This window comes from Kocuria sp. APC 4018, assembly GCF_030407675.1.
GTDB lineage: Bacteria > Actinomycetota > Actinomycetes > Actinomycetales > Micrococcaceae > Kocuria > Kocuria rhizophila.
In genome coordinates this window covers 1-18,532 of sequence record NZ_JASDCY010000014.1, presented here as the reverse complement: position 1 = coordinate 18,532, position 18,532 = coordinate 1, and the positions used below count along the sequence as shown (strand labels likewise).

Annotated in this window: 17 protein-coding genes; 3 read left to right on the top strand and 14 right to left on the bottom strand. The window is 72.3% G+C overall.

Annotated features, from left to right (window positions below; all coding sequences use genetic code 11):
* Positions 1-48: 48 nt before the first annotated feature.
* The gene (locus QL985_RS04260; protein WP_039101827.1) at positions 49-699 is read right to left on the bottom strand and encodes a hypothetical protein; all 651 of its coding nucleotides are present in this window, start codon (positions 697-699) and stop codon (positions 49-51) included.
* 257 nt (positions 700-956) lie between these two features.
* Between QL985_RS04260 and QL985_RS04255 the strand changes: the two genes are divergently transcribed.
* Positions 957-1,937, top strand: coding sequence for a hypothetical protein (locus QL985_RS04255; RefSeq protein WP_052239333.1), 981 nt, complete (start codon positions 957-959; stop codon positions 1,935-1,937).
* A 15-nt stretch (positions 1,938-1,952) separates the two neighbouring features.
* On the opposite strand, the gene QL985_RS04250 is transcribed toward QL985_RS04255, so the two are convergent.
* From QL985_RS04250 to malQ, 11 genes are all read right to left on the bottom strand, one after another.
* Entirely contained in the window at positions 1,953-4,025 is a 2,073-nt protein-coding gene (locus QL985_RS04250) for an NHL domain-containing thioredoxin family protein (protein WP_039101849.1), read from the bottom strand.
* Positions 4,026-4,335: 310 nt separating this feature from the next.
* Positions 4,336-6,486: a cytochrome c oxidase assembly protein gene (locus QL985_RS04245; protein ID WP_039101828.1), complete on the bottom strand. Its 2,151-nt coding sequence runs from the start codon at positions 6,484-6,486 to the stop codon at positions 4,336-4,338.
* A gap of 85 nt (positions 6,487-6,571) precedes the next feature.
* Positions 6,572-7,837, bottom strand: a complete 1,266-nt coding sequence (locus tag QL985_RS04240) for a Dyp-type peroxidase (RefSeq protein ID WP_039101829.1) — start codon at positions 7,835-7,837, stop codon at positions 6,572-6,574.
* Positions 7,827-8,609, bottom strand: coding sequence for a copper chaperone PCu(A)C (locus tag QL985_RS04235; protein WP_039101830.1), 783 nt, complete (start codon positions 8,607-8,609; stop codon positions 7,827-7,829). Before QL985_RS04235 ends, QL985_RS04240 begins: the two co-directional genes overlap by 11 nt.
* A gap of 428 nt (positions 8,610-9,037) precedes the next feature.
* Positions 9,038-9,703 (bottom strand): copper resistance CopC family protein, encoded by a 666-nt coding sequence (locus tag QL985_RS04230; RefSeq protein ID WP_039101831.1) that lies wholly within the window; start codon positions 9,701-9,703, stop codon positions 9,038-9,040.
* Positions 9,704-9,817: 114 nt separating this feature from the next.
* Positions 9,818-10,408: a hypothetical protein gene (locus QL985_RS04225; protein ID WP_039101832.1), complete on the bottom strand. Its 591-nt coding sequence runs from the start codon at positions 10,406-10,408 to the stop codon at positions 9,818-9,820.
* A gap of 159 nt (positions 10,409-10,567) precedes the next feature.
* Positions 10,568-10,852, bottom strand: a complete 285-nt coding sequence (locus QL985_RS04220; protein ID WP_019309967.1) for an HU family DNA-binding protein — start codon at positions 10,850-10,852, stop codon at positions 10,568-10,570.
* A gap of 74 nt (positions 10,853-10,926) precedes the next feature.
* Positions 10,927-11,232: a 30S ribosomal protein S14 gene (gene rpsN, locus QL985_RS04215; RefSeq protein ID WP_012397436.1), complete on the bottom strand. Its 306-nt coding sequence runs from the start codon at positions 11,230-11,232 to the stop codon at positions 10,927-10,929.
* Positions 11,233-11,236: 4 nt separating this feature from the next.
* Positions 11,237-11,404 carry a 50S ribosomal protein L33 gene (gene rpmG, locus QL985_RS04210; protein WP_012397435.1) on the bottom strand — a complete coding sequence of 56 codons (168 nt, stop codon included), beginning with the start codon at positions 11,402-11,404 and terminating at the stop codon, positions 11,237-11,239.
* A gap of 1 nt (position 11,405) precedes the next feature.
* The gene (rpmB, locus tag QL985_RS04205; protein WP_012397434.1) at positions 11,406-11,642 is read right to left on the bottom strand and encodes a 50S ribosomal protein L28; all 237 of its coding nucleotides are present in this window, start codon (positions 11,640-11,642) and stop codon (positions 11,406-11,408) included.
* 486 nt (positions 11,643-12,128) lie between these two features.
* Positions 12,129-14,360, bottom strand: a complete 2,232-nt coding sequence (gene malQ, locus QL985_RS04200; RefSeq protein ID WP_039101835.1) for a 4-alpha-glucanotransferase — start codon at positions 14,358-14,360, stop codon at positions 12,129-12,131.
* Positions 14,361-14,463: 103 nt separating this feature from the next.
* Here malQ and QL985_RS04195 point away from each other — a divergent pair, with 103 nt between their 5' ends.
* Entirely contained in the window at positions 14,464-15,165 is a 702-nt protein-coding gene (locus QL985_RS04195) for an HAD family phosphatase (RefSeq protein ID WP_259905912.1), read from the top strand.
* Positions 15,166-15,216: 51 nt separating this feature from the next.
* On the opposite strand, the gene QL985_RS04190 is transcribed toward QL985_RS04195, so the two are convergent.
* A complete protein-coding gene (locus tag QL985_RS04190; RefSeq protein ID WP_039101838.1) occupies positions 15,217-16,062 on the bottom strand; it encodes a CoA ester lyase in 846 nt (281 codons plus the stop codon).
* A gap of 315 nt (positions 16,063-16,377) precedes the next feature.
* Positions 16,378-17,454 (bottom strand): glutathione S-transferase C-terminal domain-containing protein, encoded by a 1,077-nt coding sequence (locus tag QL985_RS04185; RefSeq protein WP_039101839.1) that lies wholly within the window; start codon positions 17,452-17,454, stop codon positions 16,378-16,380.
* A gap of 156 nt (positions 17,455-17,610) precedes the next feature.
* On the opposite strand from QL985_RS04185, the gene QL985_RS04180 reads away from it, so the two are divergent.
* Positions 17,611-18,532: hypothetical protein (locus QL985_RS04180; RefSeq protein ID WP_290147593.1), on the top strand; the 922-nt coding region annotated here is incomplete at its 3' end.

Genomic DNA, 18,532 nt, shown 5'->3' with positions numbered 1-18,532 from the left:
AGAACTCGCGGCAGCAGGGCACAGCTGGGGTGCGGTGCGGCCCCGGATTCACCCCGCGCCCGGGAAGAACGCCCACCACACGAGCGCGACCACCACGGCCACGAGGGCCGCCGAGGAGAGCGCGTAGCGCACCCGGGGGAATCGCACCCGCCAGGAGACGAGCCGGGGCCAGTGCTCGCTGACCTGGGCGGGCGTGGCCCGCTTGAAGTTCACGTGCTGGGCGCCGCTGAGCCGGGCGATCTCCTGCAGGGTCCGGGCATCCCACACCGTGCCGTCCAGGGACAGGGCGCAGCGTCCGGCCGCGGTCACGAACCACAGGTGGGGCCGGCCCCTGGTGCGCCCCTGCGCCGCATGCGGCGGGAGCAGCGCCTCCACGGTGACCACCTGTGGAACCCGTTCCCGTTCCACGGCCCGGAATCCCACCCAGCGGGACGTCAGCACGTGGCTGGCCGTGAGGACCACGAGTGCCGGGCGGAGGTAGGCGTAGCAGGCCACGGCTCCCGCGAGCGCCAGCAGCACCAGCAGCACCAGGGCGAGGCCGCCCGCGCGGCGGACGTAGATCATGGCCACGGCCAGACCGACGAGCGCCAGCGGTGGGCACGCGGCCAGCACCCGCCGCCCGTAGGATCCGATGCGCGGGTGGAACACGTGCTCGGGCTCCCCGTACCGGGGCGGCACCTGTCGGACGGTCTCTGCCATGTGCTGCCTCCGCGCTGGCGGTTCTGTGTGGGGTTCCGCCCTGGGGCGGATCTGCGGTGGGGCGACGCCGCGGCGTCGCCCGGTCCAGCCTAGTTCCACCGGCGGGGCCCAGGACCCGTCTGCGCCGTGGGCACGGCCCCGCCGCCCAAGAACCCGGGATCTGACCGGGGCCCTGCCACAACCTGGTCCAGCCATGGGCCCGCCGTCCGGGGACACAGGTCTGCTCCCTGCCCGCTCATCCACTAACGTGAAGATCCATGGAACGCAGCGATCGCATCATCAGGGCCGTGGGGGCGTGGTTCTTCCTGATCGTGCTGTCGGTCGCGGCGGCGGCGGTCACCATCGCCCTGGTGAACAAGTACCAGTACGGTCCGGAGACGGATGTCCGCGAGTACTTCCAGGCCCTGCAGGACGGGGACGGCGGCAAGGCGCTGGGGCTGCTGAACGCCCAGGTGCCGGACTCGAACGCGGCGCTGCTGGACGGGGATGCCCTCGCGGAGGCCGGTAGCCACCTGGAGGACGTCGAGGTGTCCACCGTGTCCTCGGACAAAGACCACGCGGTGGTGCGCGCGAGCTACCTGCTGGACGGGAAGCCGGCCTCCTCGGAGTTCACGCTGCACCCGGCGGAGACCCAGTGGGGGTTCTTCACGGTGTGGGACTTCGACCCGTCCACGCTGCCCACCATGACCGTGTCCATGCCCGGCTCCACCGCGGTGGACATCAACGGCGCCTCCGTGGCGCTGCCGGAATCCTCCCGGGACTTCGCGGTGTTCTACCCCGGGGTCTACACGGGGTCCTACAGCTCCCCCATGATCACGGCGGAGCCCCGCGAGGTGCCGGTCAGTGACGAGGACCAGCACACCACCATGGAGCTCACGGCCGTCCCGTCCGAGACGATGAAGAAGCAGGTGGACGAGCAGATCCACGCGCACCTGGACCGGTGCGCGGAGCAGGACAGCCTCTACCCCGAGGGGTGCCCGTTCTCCCACGACTTCCCGGGGCGGATCCAGGGTGAGGTGTCCTGGAGCATCAAGGACTATCCCCGTCCGGAGGTGCGCCTGGCCGGTCCGCACGCGGACCAGTGGTCGCTGCCGGACAGCAGGGGCACGGCGCACATCGAGTTCACCGCGGTGGACCTGTACGACGGCCGGACCTCCACGGTGTCGCAGGACGTCCCCTTCACGTTCTCCGCGGGCCTGAAGGTCACGGGGGACCAGGCCACCGTCAGCCCCAAATAGCGTCCCGCCCCGGGATCAGTCCGTGCCGCGCAGCTCGAGGGTCAGCTCAGCGGGGGCCGCGGGATCCACGGTGAACGGGATGCCCCAGTCCTGCTGGTAGAGGTGGCACGCGGCGTGCTCGGGGATCTCCCCGTCCGGGGAGCCGTCGCACGCGGCCGCGCGGGCGGTCACGTGCAGGACCCCTTCGGTGACGCCGTCCGCGAGGCGCAGCGTGCGGGTCAGGCCCTGGGACGTCCCGCCGCCCTCGACCAGCGCGTCCTCCGGGGACGAGGAGACCTTCAGCTGGGTGGGGTCCCCCCACCGGGTGTCGAGCTTCTGGCCCGCCGGCGCGGAGAAGCGCACCGCGAGCGCCAGCTCACCGGGTGCCACCGGGGTCCGCTTGCGCTGCACCTGGGCGGCACCCTCGTCCACGGTCTGCGCCTTCTTGGGCACGGGCACGCGCACGAGGCGGTGCGCGTTGGTCTCCACGACCACCAGCACGGGCTCCTCGTGTGAGGTGTCCAGCAGCACGTCCGAGGGTTCCGCGAGTCCGCGCGTGAGCGTGGAGACCTCACCGGTGGCGGGGTCGTAGCGGCGCACGGCACCGTTGTAGGTGTCCGCCACGGCCACGGAGCCGTCCGGGAGCACGGTCACGCCCAGGCAGTGCTGGAGCCGCGCCTCGGCGGCGGGGCCGTCCCGGAACCCGAAGTCGAAGAGCCCCAGCCCCACGGCGGACTCCACCGAGACCTCGGCAGCGGCGTCCACGGCGGCGGGTGCCCCGGAGCTGGTTGGCGACGCCGCGGCGTCGGGACGCGCGGGGGCCTCCCCGTCGGATCCCGCGGCGACCGGCCCGGCGGAGGACCCGGCCGGGTCGCCCACGGCCGTGGGTGCGTGGGGAGCCGTGGTTGCCTCGGGGTCGGTGGGCGACGCCGCGGCGTCGCCGACCGCGCACCGCACCCGTCGCAGGGCGGAGGACTCCGAGTCCGCGACCCACAGGTCCCCGTGGGCGTCCTGGGCCAGCCCGGAGGGCTGCGCGAACCAGGACTCCCGGGCGGCGCCGTCCCGCAGGCCCTCGTCCCCGGTGCCGGCCAGCACGGCGAGCGCACCGGTGCGGGGGTCGAAGGAGAAGAGCTGGTGGGTCCCGGCCATCGCGACCACCAGGGTGTCGGCGGCGTCGGACCACACGAGGTCCCACGGGGAGGACAGTGCCACCTCGGTGGGATCGGTGGCGGTGATGACGTTCGGGTCCGTGCCGCGGGCGCGGGCGTCGTCGAGCAGGCGCTGCACGCCGTTTCCGGCGAGGGTGCGCACGGAGCCGGAGCCCAGGTCCACACCCCGCAGCCGGTGGTTCACGGTGTCCGCGACCACGAGGTCGTAGCCCACCTCGGCGCGGACGTGCGCCGGGAGGGTGGCGATGCCCTGGGGCTCGTTGAAGCGGGCGAGCTCCCGCGGGCCGTCCACCCAGCCGCGCGTGCCGTCGCCGATCGCGCGGCGCACCGTGCTCAGGTCCGACTCGAGCTGCACCAGGCGGTGGTGGCCCGTGTCGCTCACCATGAACGAGCCGTCCGGCAGCCCGACCACCTTGCCCGGGAAGCGCAGCTCGCCCTCGGGGCGCGGGCGCGGCACGTAGGGCCCGTCCCCTCGGTGCAGCGTGCCCTTGGCCTCGTGCTCGGCCACGAGCTCCGCCACCAGGGACTCGAGCCCCGACACGTGGCCCTCGCCGGAGAGGTGCGCCACGATGTACCCCTCCGGGTCCACGACCACCAGGGTGGGCCACGCGCGCGCGGTGTAGGCGTCCCACGTGCTCAGCTCGGGGTCGTCCAGCACGGGGTGGGTGATCTCGTAGCGGTCCACCGCGGCGGCCAGGGCGTCCGGGTCCGCCTCGTGCTCGAACTTGGGAGAGTGCACCCCCACGGTCACCACCACGTCCGAGTGCTTCTCCTCGAGCGGGCGCAGCTCGTCCAGCACGTGCAGGCAGTTGATGCAGCAGAAGGACCAGAAGTCCAGGACCACGATCTTCCCGCGCAGCGCCTGCAGGTCCAGTTCCCGGCCCCCGGTGTTGAGCCAGGCGCGGCCCGTCAGCTCGGAGGCGCGAACGGGGGTCTTCATGCGTGCAGCGGTCACGGGGGTCCTTCCACGGGGGTCAGGGGGTCTCTCAGGATCCAACGCTATCCGCGCGCCCACACTTCCCGTGCATCGCATGACGCCCCGCACACCGGCCCACCGCTCCGAACCCCCGCGCTGCGCTCTGCGCCCTGCACGGCCCGTGCCGTCGGCGGGGGACGACGCCGGCCGCCCACCCCGAGGACGCCCGTCCCCTCCGCGGCCCGGTGGCCGTGCGGCGTCGTCGGGCCGGCGGCAGGCCGCGGCGCCGCGGGAGCCCGGTGCCGGGGCGGCGTCGTCGGACCCCCGGCGCGGCTCAGCGGCGGGGCTGGTCCCGCTCGGCGAGCTCGGCCATCATCTCGTTGTACGCCCGCAGCTCGGCGTCGTCCGTGCGGTCCGCCTGGCGGTCCACGCGACGGTTCTCCTTGCTGCCCTCCATGGCCCACAGCACGGCCATGATGACAGCCAGCAGGAAGGTGGGGAACTCGCCGATCCCCCACATCAGCATGCCGCCCAGCTGCTGGTCTTCCAGCGCGCTGGGGCCCCACGGGCGGCCCATGTTGCCGAACCACGAGGCCTGCAGCACCGTGGTCAGGCTCATGATGCTGATGCCGATGAACGCGTGCGCGGCCATGGTGGCCAGCAGCAGCACCAGGCGCATGGGGTACGTGGGGCGGCGCGGGATGGGGTCGATGCCGATCAGCACCAGGGCGAACATGTACCCCGTGAACAGGAAGTGCACCATCATGAACTCGTGGCCCACGTGGTAGCGCAGCGTGAAGCTGAACAGGTCGGTGAAGTAGAACAGCACGATCGAGAACGCGAAGTTGGCGGCCGCGAAGATCGGGTGGGTCACGATCTTCCCCCACGTGGAGTGCACGAGCCGCAGGATCCACTCGCGGGGTCCGCGTGTGCCGTCCCGGCGCGGCTCGAGCGCCTTGAGCACCACCGTGACGGGCGCACCGGAGACCAGGAACAGCGGCACGATCATGGTCAGCGTCATGTGCTCCACCATGTGGGCGGAGAACAGCACGCGGGCGTAGATGGACACGCCGCCGCACGTGGCGTAGAGCAGTGCCGCGAGGCCCACGAACCAGGACGCGGTGCGCAGCGGGGACCACGTGTCACCGCGGCGCCACACCTTCACGGCCGCCCACAGGTAGACCACCGCGAAGAACGCCACCACGGCCACCCAGAACCAGTCCCAGCGCCACAGCGTGAACCAGTTGCCCAGGGTGGGCTCCGGGGGAAGCTCGTACCACGTGAGGATGCGAGCGGGTGACGCGTCCGGCTCCAGCTCCTCCGGAACGGGAGGGGCCGTGCGGCTCAGGGCGGTCGCGATGCCCATGAGCAGACCCATGAGCACCACCTCCACCACGATCACGCGCCACAGGGTGGCCGTGCGGGACCGGGAGCCGTCCGCCACGCCGGGGATCAGCCACTGCCGGTGCGCGAACCCGGCCGCGGCCAGCAGCACGGTGAGGCCCAGCTTGCTCAGCGCGATCACCCCGTAGGACGACGTCAGCTGATCCCAGGAGCCGATCCGCACCGCGGCGTTGACGATCCCCGAGAGCAGCACGAGCACGTAGCAGCCCAGCGCCACGGCGGAGTACCGGCGCAGCACCACCGCGAGCAGCGGCTCGCGGTGGGTGCTGTCACCGCGGCGGCTCACCACGCTGGTCTCCCGGGAGAGCAGCGGGCCCACCCAGATCAGCACGATGAGCCCGCCCACCCACAGGCACACGCCCAGCAGGTGCAGACCGAGGGAGTTGACCGCGCCCATGTGGTCCGCGCCCCCGGCCGCGTGGCCGGTGAGCGCCAGGGCCACGAGGGCCACGAAGGACAACGCGAGGGTGCAGAGCAGCCCCAGCAGCGAGCGCACGCCGAACACCAGGGTGGTGACCACCGCGGCAACCATCACGATCACGGCCTGGGACTGGCCCGTGGCCAGCCCGGTGATGTAGTGCAGCAGCTCCTGGGTGTAGCTCTCACCGCGCCCGAAGCCCGAGCCGGAGACGTCCGCGTACGTGAACACGAGCACCGCCACCGCGGACACCGTCCACACCACGGAGGCGGCCTCCACGAGTCGCAGCACCTCCCGGTAGACCGGGTGCTCCGGCTCCCCCGCCTGGTCCCGGCTGTTGCGCGGGGGGCGCTTGCGCGAGGTGTCCGCGAAGCGCGGCACCACTCCGATGGCGAGCAGCAGCCCGCCCATGACCACCGACATCGCGATGTTGTGCACGGTCTCCACCACGGGCAGGCCCCACCGCACGAGCGCCCCGGGGTCCGCGACCTGCCGGGGCGCTGCCGCGCCGCCGAACACGAGCGCCGCCGACATCCCGATCATCGCGGCCACCAGGACCACCGAGATGGTCCACGGGCTCACGCTGACACCCCGGTCCTGCGGGGGTGCCGGCGTGCTCTTCCGGGCCGGGGCCGCGCCCCGGCTCCGTGCGGTGGTGCTCATCCTGGTGCTCCTCAGGCCTTCCGGCCGATCGCTGCGGTGCTCCCGGGGCGTGGTGCTCCCGGGCTCGTGCTCGGTGCTGTGCGGCTCACGTGAACAGCGCGTCCCCGATGAACCCGCCCGGCTGGCAGCCCGGCGGGATCGCGAACACCGCGGACCCGATGGGAACGGTCCACGTGTTCAGCATGTCCAGCTCGTCCAGCCGCTTCTGGATGGGCACGAACTGCCGGTCGGGGTCCGACTGGTAGGACGCGAAGATCAGTCCCGTGCTGGACACCCCGCCGGACACGTCGCCGGAGCGGCTCTGTCCCGAGGCGTCGCTCACCGCCAGATCATAGTTGTAGACCCTGCGGAAGATCTTCTCGTCCGGGTTCTCGCTGCGGGAGCGGCGCACGTGGCTGTAGGAGGAGATGACCGGGAACCCCAGGGGCCCCTTGGCCTCGAAGTCCGGTTCGTCGTGCTCCTGGCTGCCCGTGAGGGGCGCGCCGTCCGAGAGCCTGCGGCCCACCGCGTCCTCCCGGGCGGGCGTGTCCGCCTCGTCCCACGTGTCCAGGTTCATGTGGATGCGCCGGATCACCACGGAGGTGCCGTCCTGGATCCAGGGCGTGAAGCCGCCCTGGCCGTAGACCACCTTCTCGTGGTCGCTCTCCCCGGGGTAGGGGTTTGCGGTACCGTCCACCTGGCCGAACAGGTTGCGCATGGTCTGGCCGTCCGGGGTGGCCCCCACCGTGTTGCGGAAGCCGTCCTGGACCCACCGCACGCTCGCGAAGGAGCGCGAGTCCTTGAGCAGCACCCGCTGGGCGTGGGCCAGGGTGAGCTTGTCGTCGCAGCACAGCTGCAGCAGCAGATCGCCCTGGTTCCACCGGGACTGCAGCTTGTCCACACCGAACGCGGGCAGCGGCCGCAGCCACCGCGGTGCGCGCGCGGGGTCGATCAGCTTCACCGTCCGGGGGCCGAAGCCCACGGTCACGGTGAGCCGCGAGGGGTTCTCCGCGAGCCAGGGCTCCTGGTCGTTGAGGGGCGCCTGCCCCTGGGTGAGCGCGGCGGCGTCGTCCGTGAGCACCCGCAGCATGCGCCGCAGGGAGTCGCGCGTGGCCCCCTTGTCGAGGTCCAGGGCCACGAAGGCGCAGAACGCCTGGGGCAGCGTGGCCACCCCCGCCTGGCGCGCCCCGTGGAACGGTTCGGTCTTCACTCCGGGGCGGGGTGCGTCCTGCACTGCGGAGAACCGGGGGTCCCCGGCGCCCAGGGCCGCTGCGGAGACCGCACCGAGACCCGTGGCGCCGGCGCCGGCGACCGCTCCCGTGAGGAGCGACCGCCGGCTCCACCCCGAGGAGGGGCTGCGATCAGTGGGCATGGCATTCCGGGAGGGCAGAGGAGGACGGCGACGCCGCGCCGGTGTGGCCCGCGTGGTCCTCCGTGGCGGGCGAGGAGGTCATACCCTCTCCGTGGGAGGCGTGGCCCTCGCCCGAGCCGTGCTCACCGGAGCCGCTCTCGTGGGAGCCGTGCCCGTCCGAGGAACCGCTCGCGTCCTCGGCGGGCGCGTAGTTCTCCTTGGCCCCCGAGTAGTCGCGCACCGGCACCGTCACGTCCTGCGCGCCGCCGTCGGTCTCGAGCTGCACGGTGAGGTCGCTGCCGGCCTGCAGCGAGCACGTGAGACCCATGAGCATGATGTGGTTCGCGCCGGGCTCCAGCTTCACGCTCTCCCCCGGGGCGATCGTGAAGCCACCGTCCTTCTCCTTCATCTGCGTGGACCCGCTCGAGGCGTCCATCGCGGTCTCGTGGAGCTCCACGTCCTCCGCGATCCCGTGCGCGGAGGCGCCCTTGAGCGTGACCTCCTGGTCCGAGGTGTTCGTGACGGTGCCGAACACCGCCGTCATCCCGGACGGGGCGGCCTTGGCCCAGCCGTCGCTGAGCTCGAGGGGGCCCGCGGCCGCGCTCTGGCTCGCCGTGCTCTGCCCGGAGTCCGACGCCGCCTGGTCACCGCCCTGCGCGGAGCATCCCGTCAGGGCCGCCAGCCCCAGGCCGAGCGCCGCCGCGGCGGCGAGGGCCCGGTGGACGGGACGACCGGACAGCCCCGGCGTGAGGGCCGTGGCGGCGGTGTGGTTGTTCGTGGTGTGGTCGTTCATGGTGTGTGTCCTTCGCGTGAATCTGCGGACCGGCCGTGCACGGGGTCTGCGGGGGCGCCCCGGGGCGGTGCCACCGGACGTCGTACGGGGCGCGGAGTCGAGTCCCGCCGAGCACGCCGTGCGGTGGGAACCGCCGGCGGCGCCCCATGGGCCGTGGGCGGACCGTCGGGGAGCATCTTTGGCGCCCGCCGCACGCTCTGCGCCTGCCGCCCGGTGGACCCTGCGCCTCGTCAGTGGTCGCGTTGCGAGCACCGGATCCGAGGCGGTCGCCACGGCTGCCACCGCGGCAGGGGCGCCTGCGGTCTCCGTGGCTGTCACCGGCCGCCGGTGCGGCCCGTGGCTGCGTCCCGGGGCTTTCGCGCCCGTGTCACATGCCGGTCTGAGTATGAACAAGTGGACCCGGTGTGGACCGGGAGGGTGAACCGGGCTCAGCGCTGCTTGGGGCGCGTGGCGAACACCAGGATCACGAGGAGCAGGACCAGGGCCAGAACCCCGCCGATCACGGGGAGGACCCAGCTGGGGATCCCCGTTCCGGTCACGGTCTCCTCGCCGGACTCCGCCGCGGAGCCCTGCGATCCCGAGGCCACGGGCGCGGGGGACGCGGTGGTCCCGGCGCCCTCACCCACCGTGTAGGTGTACGTGCCCTCGATGGGGTGCCCGTCCTGCGAGACCACGCGCCACGTGACGGTGTAGGTCTCGTCCGTGTCCCCGCCCTCGCGCAGCGGCTGGGACACCTTGGTGTTCTGCACGGCGAGCGTGCCGCGGGTGACGTCCGTGCCCCGGGAGTCGGTGACCCTGATCTCGCCGCCGATGTCCTGGATCTCTCCGGAGAACGTCAGCTCGAGCGTGGTGGGTGCCTTCTCCAGCGTGGCCCCGGCCTCGGGGTTGCTGCGCAGCAGCTCGTCGTGCGCCGCAGCGGGAGCGGCCGGTGCCAGCACGAGGGCCAGCGCGAGCAGCGCGGTGCACAGCGCCGGCAGGACCGCGCGAAGCCCCCCGCCGGTGGCCGTGGACCACGCGGGCGACGCCGCGGCGTCGGCTCCGCGGCCCGGGCCTCCCGACGCACGGGTGGGCATGGACATGGGGTGGTGTGTCATAGGGGTGCTCTCCTGCGCCGGTGGGCGCGTTCGTGCCGCGAGGTGCGGCGAAGCGGATGCGATGAACGCTGACGGCGGCACCGGATCCGCGGGGTGCAGCACCCCGGGCGATGCCTAGGCGATCACCGGAGGCCCCCGGTAGCCGCACACGGAGGGCAGCAGCAGCTGGTCGCTCAGCGACCGCGGCGAGGTCCAGGAGACGCGGCGCGGCACCGTGGCCACAGGGCGCAGCACGGGTGCGAGAATGCGCTGGATGCGCAGGGACAGCGAGCCCAGCAGCCGGAAGCCCGCCACTTCTCCGTGACGGAGCAGGATGTAGGTGGCCAGCGCCGCGACCACGTGGGCGGCGAGCATGCTGCCGCCGTGGTGGGCCACGGGGGCCACGGAGATCACCACGGCGGGGCCGTCGGCCACCGCGGCCACGTGGTGGTGGTTGTGGTCCACGGCCGTCATGGCACCGGCGGACTGGGCGAAGAGCGTGTGCAGCAGCGCCTGTGACAGCGCCACGCTCAGGGCCACGCACGAACGGGAGAGCATGCGCCCGGCCAGGAGCATGCACAGCGGTGCGGCCAGACACGTGGACAGCGCCACGATCATCAGGGAGGGCCAGGTGCCGTCCACCGCCGCGTGCGAACCCGCGGCGAGCGTGGTGGCCACGACGGCGGCCACCCAGCCCCGGGCAAGACGGCGGGCACGACGGGACACCGAACACCTCCGGGGCAGACACAGTGGATGGAACTCCCATTATGCGCCACCGGGGGCCTGAGTTCGACCACCCGGGGACACGCAGAGGGACCGCTCACGCGCAGTGCGTGAGCGGTCCCTCGAACGGTTGCGGGTGCTGCGACCCGCGTCCGCGCTACCTCACTTGGAGGAGACAGCAGCCTTGAGCTTGGAGCCCGCGGTGAGCTTCACACCGTGGCCGGCCGGGATCTGGATGGCCTCTCCGGTCTGCGGGTTGCGGCCCTGGCGAGCGGCACGGTCGGTGCGCTCCACGGCCATCCACCCGGGAATGGTGATCTTCTCGCCCTTGGAGACGGAGCTCTCGAAGACCTCGAAGAGGGCATCCAGCACGCCGTTGACGGCGGCCTGGGTGTTGCCGGACTTCTCGGCAACCTCGGCGACGAGTTCGCTGCGGTTCATAGCCATGTGCTTGTCCTCCTGGACTTGGTGGGCGTTCTCTGGGGAAGGCGCGACCGGGGGGTCGGCTTCCGGTGCAGAAATTACCAGCTGGACTTGTAGATGCCGGGCAACTCGCCGCGGTGAGCCATGTCGCGGAAGCGCACGCGGGAGATCCCGAAGCGCTGGAAGGTGCCACGGGGGCGGCCGTCGATCTGGTCGCGGTTGCGCACGCGGATCGGGGAGGCGTCACGGGGGAGCTTCTGCAGACCCAGGCGGGCCTCCTCGCGGGCCTCGGGGGACGCGTTCTCGTCCACGAGGGTCTTCTTCAGCTCAGCGCGCTTGGCCGCATAGCGCTCGACGATGACCTTGCGCTGCTCGTTCTTGGCGATCTTGGACTTCTTGGCCATGGATTCAGCGCTCCTCGCGGAAATCGACGTGCTTGCGGACCACCGGGTCGTACTTCTTCATGACGAGGCGGTCGGGGTTGTTGCGGCGGTTCTTGCGGGTGACGTAGGTGAACCCGGTACCGGCCGTGGACTTCAGCTTGATGATGGGACGTACGTCCTTGTCCTTGGCCATCTCAGATCTTCTCCCCACGTGCGATGAGCTCGTTGACCACGGCATCGATGCCGCGGGCGTCGATGACCTTGATGCCCTTGGCGCTCAGGTTGAGCGTGACGTTGCGACGCAACGAGGGCACCCAGTAGCGCTTCTTCTGGATGTTCGGGTTCCACCGGCGCTTGGTGCGGCGGTGCGAGTGCGAGATGCTGTGGCCAAAGCCCGGCTGGGCCCCGGTCACCTGGCAGTGCGCTGCCATAGTGTTCTCCTCCAATGTCCAATGTCGACGAAATGACGGCACGCATGGTGGCCGCCGAGCGGTGCTCCGCCGGCAGCCGTGGCCACGAGTGATCCGCCACCTCAAGAAAATGCCACCGTTCGCGCGCCGGGCGTGATGGGTCTCTGCCCCGCGGCAGTACCGGTCAGGGCACTCGCTACGACGAAGACGGTGAAGATCAAGGCGCCGGTAGATGGACTCCACCACACGACAGCCTTAGATTCTAGGCTTCTGCGGGCTCTCTCGCAAACGCGGAACGCAGAACGGTGCGATTGAGCGCCCCTCGATCCTAGCCCGTGCCCCGCCCTCGGCCAATTCGGCGGCGAAAAAGCACCCGGGGCGGCGGACCGTCCATGACCCGGCCCACCGCCCCGCGTGTTTCCTGCGATCCCATCCCCTCACCCAGGAGATTAGGTAAGACCAGTGTTACCTAATTGATCCTCGGAGGCAACCCTGCGGCGCACCGGCTCAGGAGGCGCCCCTGAACGGGTCCGCCTGGTCCCGGCGCTCGGGCTGCACGGGGGCCTTGACGTCCGCGGTGCGCCGGTGGGTGCCGAGTGCTGCGTTGACCACGTCCACGAGGGAGTTGACCCGGTCCAGCTGCGGCAGGGAGCCCAGCATCACCGGCCGTCCCTCGGCGTCCGCGAGGGGCACCCGCCAGTTGGGGTACTCGTCGCTCGTGCCGGGCTGGTTCTGGATCCGCTTCTCCCCCACGGCATCCACGAGGGAGACGTTGAGCAGCAGCGAGGGCGCATCGCACAGGTAGCGGTACAGCGCCTCGATCCTGCGCCGGTCCTCCGCTTCCTTCCCCTCGGGGAGGTAGCCCGCGTCCGCGACGGCGGTGAAGAACGTGTCCAGCTGCTTGCGGGCCTCCTCCCGCTCCTCCTCCGGGGACCGTGCGAGCAGCCCGAGGTCCTCCCGCAGCTGCAGCTGGACCCCCTCCAGGTAGCCCGGCGTGGGTGGCAGGTCGTGGGTGTTGACCGAGGCCATGCACAGCTCGCGGTAGCGGGACGGGTCCAGCGGCACGTCCCCGTCCATCTCGAACCACAGGATGGACGTGCCCAGCACGCCCTTGCTCCCGAGGTACTCCCGCACGCTGCCCTCCACGGTGCCGAGGTCCTCGCCCACGACCACCACGCCGGCGAGCTCGGCCTCCAGAGCCAGCACCCCCACCATGGCCTCGTGGTCGTAGTAGACGTATGTGCCGTCGGAGGCATTGTTGCCCTCGGGGATCCACCACAGCCGGAACAGGCCCGCCACGTGGTCGATCCGCACGCCTCCCGCGTGCCGGAAGATGGTGCGCATCATCTGCCGCCAGGGACGGTAGCCGAGCTCCGCGAGCTTCTCCGGATCCCACGGGGGCTGGCTCCAGTCCTGACCCAGCTGGTTGTACATGTCCGCGGGGGCACCCACACTCACCCCGGGCGCCATGGCGTCCTGCAGGGCCCACGCGTCCGCACCGTGCTTGTGCACGCCCACCGCGAGGTCGTGCACCACACCGATGTCCATCCCCGCCCGGTGGGCCGCACGCTGGGCGGCCTCGAGCTGCTCGTCCAGCAGCCACTGCAGCCACACGTGGAAGTTGATGCGGTGACGCAGCCGGGTGCGAGCTTCCTGCGCGTAGGGGGACACGGGGGAGCGCGCCTCGTCCCGCCACAGCGGGGAGTCCTCCCCCAGCTCCTCGCGCAGGGCGCACCACAGGGCGAAGTCCTGCAGCGGCTGCCCGGCCTGGGCCACGAACGCCTCGAGCTGCTGCTGGCGGTACGGCGAGCGCCGCACGGTGTAGAGCAGTTCCAGGGCCTTGAGCTTGGCCGCGTACGCGGCGTCGCGGTCGATCGTGGAGGGGTCCAGCACGGCCTTGCGCTGGATGGCGGCCAGACGGTCCACCACCTCGCGGTCCGCGGGGCGCAGGTACGGGAACTCGGCCACGTCCGCCACCCGCAGGTAGAGGGGGTTGAAGAACCGGCGGCTCGAGGGCAGGTACGGAGAGGGCTCCACGGGCGGCTCCGGCTCCGCGGCGTGCAGCGGGTTGATGAGCACGTAGTCCGCGCCCTGCACACCGCTGATCGCCGCGAGGGAGGCCAGGTCCGAGAGGTCCCCCACGCCCCACGAGCGCGAGGACATCACCGAGTAGAGCTGCGCCATGTACCCCCAGCGGCGGCGCCCGCGCAGCCGGTCGGTGGTGCTCAGCCGGCGCGGTGTCACCGCCACGTCCACGGCACTCTGCTCGCCCGAGTCCGTCACGGCCTCCAGGCGGTACCAGCCGAGGGGCAGCTCCCGGGGCAGCTCGTACTGCGTCCGCCGCCGCGTGAGGCCGTCCACCTCGCGTGTCTCGGCCTCCACCCCGGGAGCGGGGTGCAGCTCCCGGACCTGCTCCGGCTCGTCCTCGGGCCACACCCGCACGCGCACCGGATCGCCCTGGGCCGTGGTCACGGCCACGCGCGAGCCCTGCTCCTCCTCCGCGATCACCACGGGGGGCAGCAGTCGGCGCCACGGTGCCAGCTCGCGCTCGCGCAGGGTGCGCGCGGCGGCGTCGTCGTCCGTGACGTCCGCGCCCAGCGCGGTGAGCACGCTGCGCAGCGTCTGGTCCGGAACGGTGACGGTGTCTCCCTCGAACCCCCGGTACTCGGTGGCCACACCGTACTCGGCGGCCAGTCGATGCACCGTGCTCACCCCTGATTTGCCTGCGTCGTCAGCCATGCTCCCACTCTAGTCAGCCGACTGAGCCCACCCGCCCGGTCGACGACGCCGCCCCGCCTACCCCGCGGCTGGCGGCACCCCGGGGGCGTGGTTGACTGGGGTCATGCAACCGATCCTGCCCGGCCCCGACCCGTCATGGCGTCCGCGCGCCGTCGTCTTCGACTGCGACGGTGTGCTCATGGACACCGAGCGCGCCTGGGCGCGCGTGCAGCACCGGGTGGCCGAGCAGGCGGGCGTGACGATCGACGAGCGCACCGAGGCCGGCCTCATGGGCCTGTCCGCGCGTGACATCGCCACCTTCATCGCCGCGCGCGCCCGGGAGGCCGCCGGCGCGTCCGCTCCCGGCGAGGACGAGATCCACGACCGGCTCGTGGGCACCGAGGCGGACGTCGTCGGGGCGTCGATGGACCCGCTGCCCGGAGCGGTGGAGACGGTGCGCGCCGCGGCACGCCACGTCCCGGTGGCGGTGGCCAGCAACTCCACGCGCGCCATCCTGGACCGCAAGATGCACGCGGTGGGGCTCGCGGACGTCCTGCAGACCTGGGTCAGCGCCGAGGACGTCCCGCGCGGCAAGCCCGCACCGGACATCTACGAGGAGGCGGTGCGCCGCCTGGGAGTCGACGCCGCGGACAGCCTGGCCGTGGAGGACTCCCCCGCCGGGGCCACGGCGGCCCGGACCGCGGGCCTGTGGGTGCTGGGGGCACCGCTCGGGCACAGTGAGCCGATGGCCACGCACTTCCTGGTGGAGTCCCTCGGGGACCCCGCCCTGCAGCCGATGCTGCGCGCCTGGGGCCTGGCCGACTGAGCACCGCGGGACCCTCGGGGTGCCACCCCGGCTCCGAGCCCCGCGCGGTGCTCAGCTGTTCCAGAGGCCGTAGGTCTCCGCGAGCTCCGAGACCTTCTTGGCGCGCGCCAGGCGGGGGAGGTAGGAACCGTCCGCTCCCCCGTGTCCCGAGTTCGCCTGCTCGATCATCTCCCGCGCCCACCGGATCTCCTGGTCGCTCGGCGCCAGCGCGTGGTTGATCGCGTCGGTCTGGGCCGGGTCCAGGCACAGCTTGCCGGTCATGCCCATGGACTGGGTGACCTTGCACGCCGCCTCGAGCTCGTCCCCGGACGCACCGTTGCTCGGCCCGTCGATGGGCCCCGGCAGCTCCCCCACGCGGGACGCCGTGACCAGGGTGGAGCGCGCGAACGCGAGGGCCATGGGATCCCCCGAGGCGCCGGTGTCCTTGCGGAAGTCCCCCACGCCGAAGGCCAGACGGAACACCCCGGGAGCCCGGGCGATGTCGTAGGCGTTCATGAGACCCACGGCGGACTCGATGAGCGCGACCACGGGGGTGCCCGCGCGGCTCATCATGGCGGTCTTGGTGATGTGGTCCGGGTGCTCGGTCTTGGCCAGCACGATGCCCCGCAGGTTGGGGACCTCGGTCAGCGCCGCCAGGTCCTTCTCCCAGTGCGGGGTGGTGATGTCGTTGATGCGCACCCACGCGGACACGCCGTCCTGCATGGCCGCGACCATCTCCCCGCGAGCACGGTCCTTGTCCTCCTCCGGGACGGCGTCCTCGATGTCCAGGACCACGGAGTCCGCCTCCGAGGCCATGGCGGGGGCGAACAGAGAGGTGTCCGCCGCTGAGATGAGCAGCCACGTGCGGGAGAGCCGTGCGGGAAGTGCTGCTGCGCGCTGGTTGCGGTACGGGGCCATGGATCTCCTCGATCGGGTGCGTGAACGGTGGGCGCCGGTGGCGGCGCCGGGGTGGGTGGTGCACTGCGCGGACGGGGCCGCCCGTCCCGGGCGCGGGCACGGCGCACGAGCCGCCTCAGGGGTGGTGGTGCGCGGAAGTGCCGCGGGGATCAGGCGCGGAGCACCCGTTCAACCCTAGTGGCCCCGCGCGGGGCCGGTCCCGAGGGGCGGGCACAAAAGGCCCCGCCCGGGATTTGTGCGGTTCCCACCACCGCACGTCGAGCCGGATCAGCCCAGCAACAGCTCAACGCCCTGCCCGCTCAACCCACCGTCCGCTCAGGAGGCCAGAGGGGTGTGCTCCGGGGCCACCCGCTCCTCGGCGCGCACCGGGCCGGGGGCCGTGGCGCCGGGCGCGAACGGAGAGCCGCCGAGCGCCTCCCGGCCGTGCGGCGTCGTCCAGGGGGAGAGATCGGGGCCGAGCGGCACGATGCCCGAGGGGTTGATGTCCCGGTGCACCACGAAGTAGTGCTCCTTGATCTGCTGGAAGTCCACCGTGTCCCCGAAGCCGGGGGTCTGGAAGAGGTCCCGGGCGTAGCCCCACAGGTTGGGCATCTCGGTGAGCTTGTTGCGGGAGGCCTTGAAATGACTCACGTAGACGGGGTCGAAGCGCACCAGGGTGGTGAACAGCCGCACGTCCGCCTCCGTGATGTGCTCGCCCATGAGGTAGCGCCGCGTGCCCAGCCGGGCCTCCACCCAGTCGAGGGCGGACCACAGCCGGTCGTAGGCGGTGTCGTAGGCCTGCTGGGAACCGGCGAAACCGCAGCGGTACACGCCGTTGTTGATCTCAGTGTAGATGCGCTTCATCACCTGGCGCATCTCCGGGACCAGCTCGGCGGGCCACAGCTCCGGGGCGCCCTCGCGGTGGAACGCGGTCCACTGGGTGGCGAAGTCCTCGGTGATCTGCGGGAAGTCGTTGGTGACCACCTGCCCCGAGGGGACGTCCACGATCGCGGGCACCGTGATGCCGCGCGGGTAGTCCGGGAAGCGCGCGAAGTAGTTCTGCTGCAGCCGCTGCGTGCCGAGCACCGGGTCCCGGCCGTCCGGGTCCAGGTCGAAGCGCCAGGACCGGGCGTCGTGCGTGGGTCCGGGCATCCCCACGGAGATCGCGTCCTCCAGGCCCAGCAGCCGGCGCACGATCAGCGTGCGGTTGGCCCACGGGCACGCCCGCGCGGCGATCAGACGGTACCGTCCGGCCTCGACCGGCCACGCGCGAGCGCCGGGGGCGAGCTCGGCGCTCCCCGGCTCCGCCACGATCCGGTCCTCGATGTACGTGGTGTCCCGCGTGTACTCCTCCCCCGCGTGGACGTAGAGCCCCGCGGTGGAGTGGGTGGTGCTCGTGGTGGGATCCGTCATGGCGTCCTCCTCCGGTGGTGTGACTTGATGATACGTCACGCTTTTCCGCCCCCTGGCCCGCGACGGTCCCGGGCCGAGCGGACTACAGTGGCGGTGTCCAGCCCGTTCGCGGCACGGTCCGCACGGCACCGCCGACCACACCTTCGGATCGCCACCATGAACCCCGATCAGCGCCCCCGGGACGAGCACGACTCGCCGGACCCCCGCGCCGTGGACCCGCACGCCCAGAACCCTCGTGCCCGGAACTCCGCCGCCGAGGGGGCGGACCACGGCACCCCCCGAGATGGCGACCCGGGACGCAAACCCGACCACGCTCCCTCCGGTCCGACCACCCCGCAGGACTCCGTGACCCGCCCCGGCGCCGCTGACCGCCCGCAGTACGGCATCCGCGTTGATCCCGCACAGACGCCACCTCAGGGCCCGGACAGGACGCCCACCAGCGGAACCGCCGCAGCTCACGGCCCCGCGCACGGTGCGCGGGCGGCGTCGCCCACCGGGACCGCGCACGACGCCGCCCCGGCCGGCTCAGAGGCCCGCACCACCGCGACCCGCGCCGCCCGGAGGATGGGCCGAGGGCTCTCCTTCACCGTGATCATGCTGGGGCTGCTCGCAGGACTGGCTCTCGTGGCCATGGACCTGTGGTTCGGCTGGGTGCTGGGCGCGATCCTCGTGGTGCTCGGCGTGCTGGGGTACGCCCTGGTCCAGACACGCGCCCTGCCCGTGTTCCAGGACCCCGGAGAACCCGAGCGCCGCTCGTGGTCCAAGCTGTGGCTGATCCCCGCCGTCCTGCTCGTCCCCGGCTTCGCGTGCCTGGGGATGGCGTTCGTGGTGCCCTCGTGGCTCGGCCCGTCCGTCCCCGCCGACCTGCTGGACGACTACGTCCTGGCGTTCATCGTGGGAGGGATGACCATGGTCGTGGGCGCCGGGCTGGGTTTCGGGCTCGTGGCGACCGCCCGCTTCACCCGCCCCGACGACGACGACTCGCCCCTGCGCCCCACGGACTACGCCGACCGGCTGCGTGAGCGCGAGCGCGGCACCAGCGGCACCCACTACGATTCGGACTGGATCAAACGCGAAC

Excerpts from the sequence above, each read along its gene's own strand:
- QL985_RS04230 (WP_039101831.1), bottom strand. The coding sequence starts at position 9,703 with ATGACACACCACCCCATGTCCATGCCCACCCGTGCGTCGGGAGGCCCG.
- QL985_RS04240 (WP_039101829.1), bottom strand. The coding sequence starts at position 7,837 with ATGCCCACTGATCGCAGCCCCTCCTCGGGGTGGAGCCGGCGGTCGCTC.
- QL985_RS04250 (WP_039101849.1), bottom strand. The coding sequence starts at position 4,025 with ATGAAGACCCCCGTTCGCGCCTCCGAGCTGACGGGCCGCGCCTGGCTC.
- malQ (WP_039101835.1), bottom strand. The coding sequence starts at position 14,360 with ATGGCTGACGACGCAGGCAAATCAGGGGTGAGCACGGTGCATCGACTG.
- QL985_RS04260 (WP_039101827.1), bottom strand. The coding sequence starts at position 699 with ATGGCAGAGACCGTCCGACAGGTGCCGCCCCGGTACGGGGAGCCCGAG.
- QL985_RS04220 (WP_019309967.1), bottom strand. The coding sequence starts at position 10,852 with ATGGCTATGAACCGCAGCGAACTCGTCGCCGAGGTTGCCGAGAAGTCC.
- QL985_RS04235 (WP_039101830.1), bottom strand. The coding sequence starts at position 8,609 with ATGAACGACCACACCACGAACAACCACACCGCCGCCACGGCCCTCACG.
- QL985_RS04255 (WP_052239333.1), top strand. The coding sequence starts at position 957 with ATGGAACGCAGCGATCGCATCATCAGGGCCGTGGGGGCGTGGTTCTTC.
- QL985_RS04245 (WP_039101828.1), bottom strand. The coding sequence starts at position 6,486 with ATGAGCACCACCGCACGGAGCCGGGGCGCGGCCCCGGCCCGGAAGAGC.
- QL985_RS04195 (WP_259905912.1), top strand. The coding sequence starts at position 14,464 with ATGCAACCGATCCTGCCCGGCCCCGACCCGTCATGGCGTCCGCGCGCC.
- QL985_RS04190 (WP_039101838.1), bottom strand. The coding sequence starts at position 16,062 with ATGGCCCCGTACCGCAACCAGCGCGCAGCAGCACTTCCCGCACGGCTC.
- rpmG (WP_012397435.1), bottom strand. The coding sequence starts at position 11,404 with ATGGCCAAGGACAAGGACGTACGTCCCATCATCAAGCTGAAGTCCACG.
- rpsN (WP_012397436.1), bottom strand. The coding sequence starts at position 11,232 with ATGGCCAAGAAGTCCAAGATCGCCAAGAACGAGCAGCGCAAGGTCATC.
- QL985_RS04185 (WP_039101839.1), bottom strand. The coding sequence starts at position 17,454 with ATGACGGATCCCACCACGAGCACCACCCACTCCACCGCGGGGCTCTAC.
- rpmB (WP_012397434.1), bottom strand. The coding sequence starts at position 11,642 with ATGGCAGCGCACTGCCAGGTGACCGGGGCCCAGCCGGGCTTTGGCCAC.